Below are 1,159 nucleotides of genomic sequence, written 5' to 3'. Positions count from 1 at the left end.
TATGGCGGTCACAGTTCAAAAGCGGTTCTGAAAAAGCATTGATCCCGGCGCGTTAAACCCGTCCCAGCACTGCAGGAATGTTAATTTTGGAAGCATGCGCACCCCACAACTTTCCGATGAAGAACGCCGACTACTCAAAGAGTACAAAGCCAATGCACCGCATAAGCTCGTGATCAAAAAAGCTGAGGCTTTGCTGCTTCTTTCTCGGGACGTTGCCCCGGAAATTGTTGCTGAATTCGTGGACCGTGAACCCTCAACACTGGTTGACTGGGTCACTGATTGGCACCAGCAACGCATGGCTTCGCTCTTGACCGGGCACGCAGGAAACCTGAACCGTAGCTTCCTCACTGAGGAACAACGAGCAACTGTCACCGAAGTCCTCTCCCAGCCACCCGGAGATGAGTATCTGCCGGCCCAGTTCTGGGATGTTCCGAAGCTGGACCATTGGTTATCGACCACGTTCAACATCGAGTACGCATCGAATTCTTCGTACCATTTCCTACTGCGCATGGCTGGACTCTCCTTTCATAAGCCGGAAAAGTTTGACCGTCGACGTGCCGATGAAAAGGCTATTGACCAGCGGGTGAAGGAAATCCGTGAAGAACTAGTCGCCCCGTTGGCTGACGAGGACACGTTAGTGTTCGCGGCCGATGAGGTGCGTATCGATCAGGAAGCTGTGGTGCGCAAAGCGTGGTACGAGAAGAACACGAAAACTGTGTTGAAGGTGGATCGGAAAACGGCTTCTCAGTCGTTTATCGGGTTTCTGAATCAGAACACGGGCCAATGCCTGCCGTTGCGGTTGGACTGGCAGAACAGCGCTACTATTTTGGAAGCGGTGCAGACCTTGGTGGGGTTGCATTCGGGGAAGAAGATCGTGATCGTGTGGGATAACGCTTCGTGGCATAAGAACAATCTGATCAGCGCGGAACTGGCCTCGGGTCAGACGTTGCAGGATGTTCATTTGATCAATTTCCCACCCTACGCGCCGGATCATAATCCGATTGAGCATGTGTGGAATGATGCGAAGAACGCGATCAGTAACGTGCAGCGTGATGATTTTGAGTCCACGGTTGCGGCGTTTGAAGCGCATATCGGTTCACGATTGTTTGATTACAAGATCTGACTGACCGGCTACCGTTCTTGAAAAACTAGAGCCATA

The 1,159-nt window shown here is 52.0% G+C and carries 1 protein-coding gene; it reads left to right on the top strand.

Annotated features, from left to right (window positions below):
- Positions 1–94: 94 nt before the first annotated feature.
- A complete protein-coding gene (locus ACT3UA_RS18920) occupies positions 95–1,123 on the top strand; it encodes an IS630 family transposase (protein WP_096288209.1) in 1,029 nt (342 codons plus the stop codon).
- The last annotated feature ends 36 nt before the right edge of the window (positions 1,124–1,159 follow it).

Source organism: Glutamicibacter sp. 363 (assembly GCF_052379505.1).
Taxonomy (GTDB): domain Bacteria; phylum Actinomycetota; class Actinomycetes; order Actinomycetales; family Micrococcaceae; genus Glutamicibacter.
Note: the sequence above shows the minus strand (reverse complement) of the source record. Positions and strands in the feature narration are given on the sequence as shown.

Bases quoted from the DNA above. Each gene is read 5' to 3' on its own strand.
- ACT3UA_RS18920 (WP_096288209.1), top strand. From the start codon at position 95: ATGCGCACCCCACAACTTTCCGATGAAGAACGCCGACTACTCAAAGAG.